Origin of the sequence: Neisseria sp. HMSC067H09, assembly GCF_001814135.1 — a bacterium.
Taxonomy (GTDB): domain Bacteria; phylum Pseudomonadota; class Gammaproteobacteria; order Burkholderiales; family Neisseriaceae; genus Neisseria.
On record NZ_KV814899.1, the window covers coordinates 1 to 1,559 of the forward strand.

General features: G+C 39.9%; 2 protein-coding genes and 1 pseudogene. All 3 read left to right on the plus strand.

Annotated features, from left to right (window positions below):
- The first annotated feature begins 131 nt into the window (after positions 1–131).
- Positions 132–989: a hypothetical protein gene (locus tag HMPREF2954_RS04920; protein WP_070689031.1), complete on the plus strand. Its 858-nt coding sequence runs from the start codon at positions 132–134 to the stop codon at positions 987–989.
- A gap of 21 nt (positions 990–1,010) precedes the next feature.
- A complete protein-coding gene (locus HMPREF2954_RS12235; RefSeq protein ID WP_141755636.1) occupies positions 1,011–1,274 on the plus strand; it encodes a hypothetical protein in 264 nt (87 codons plus the stop codon).
- Between the two features lie 41 nt (positions 1,275–1,315).
- Positions 1,316–1,559, plus strand: a pseudogene (locus tag HMPREF2954_RS04925) (hypothetical protein); the annotation flags it as partial.

A 1,559-nucleotide genomic window follows, 5' to 3' on the forward strand; every position in this document is an offset into this window, starting at 1 on the left:
TTACCAAGCGGCTGAGGGGGGCGGTGAAGGTGGCCTCGTTGAAAGGCGGGCAGCAATAAGTAAAGTAAGGTCGTCTGAAAACCGGTTAGGATTTGATTTTCAAACGATCTATCTATAGAAAGGAGTAGTTTATGAAGAAAACAAACAAATACCTACTGGCAATCGCTGCATTGGCGGCAGCAGGCTTCGGTATATATGAATATACTGCGCCCGATAAATACCAATACTGGAAAGAACTGATTGTCAAAGACCCCAAGCCTGACGGGGTTTCGGAACAGGAGTACAGGGAAAAACTTAGGGCAGGCTATTGCTGGCGGGATAGAAAGTTTTATACGCCCGCAGAATTACACAGGAAAGCAATGGTCAGTTTTGCAGGTAGGTTGTTGGGGGAGGCTAAAGCTTATAAGGCTAATATGACCACCAATCAGGGCGGACGGGATTATTCTACGGGAGCAGACTGCGTACGTCACGAAAAGGCCTGTAGCGTCTGGTTTGTCCCGCAAGATTACACCAATGAGCAATGGGACAGGATGTTTTTGGCGGAGAAAGACCCGACGGATGGGACGTTGCTGGCAAAGTATTTAAAATATGAAATTAAACAACCGGATGATTTAAAAAAATATTTGGAACATTATGAAAGTAAAGGTTTTTCATTGATTATCAGAGGATATAATCAGGGAGGAGCAAGCATTTATGGCTCTGACTGCTGTAAAGTTTTAAGTATCAAAGAAGCTGCCCCGATAATAAAAAATAATACGTTGATTACTTATTTAGAAGGAGCATCAACGTTTCCAGAAAGTGAGATACCAAAAAATATCGATATTGGAAATTATGGAGTTGGTAATTTTTATTTTAGTTATTCAGAAGTTAGTCCAGGATTGCCTCAATGGGATGAAAATAAAGAAAAAACTTATCAGATTCACTTTTCAGATATATTATTCATGAATAATTGTGGCGATGTATTGTGGCAGCCACATTATATTTATTAACCTATATCCAATAGAATTGTTATGTCAAACAGTAAAAAATCATTAAGTGTATCAAATGTAAGTGGAATTTCTCGTAATGTGTTAAAAGTATCTGAAGTATCAGTAGATAAAGTTTTATCACATTATTTGTGGAATGCTGCAATTCCGCCAAAGAAAGAAGATATGCTTACTGCGGTGACATCTACCGAACGAAAACCTATTCATATTGACGCAACCGACTATATGCAAAATGGTGCAAACCAATATGCTGTATTGGAACTTCTTACAAGCAAAAAGGTCGTCTGAAAAGTTTCAGACGACCTTGATTATTAATTAAAGGCAAGCAAGTGAATAAAATCTACAAATATCTACTGTCAATCGCTGCATTGGCGGCAGCAGGCTTCGGTATATATCAATATACCGCGCCCGACAAATATCAATACTGGAAAGAACTGATTGTCAAAGACCCCAAGCCTGACGGGGTTTCGGAACAGGAGTACAGGGAAAAATTCAGGGCAGGCTATTGCTGGCGGGACAGGAAATTTTACACACCTGAGGAATTACACAGGAAAGCAATGGTCAGTTTTGCAG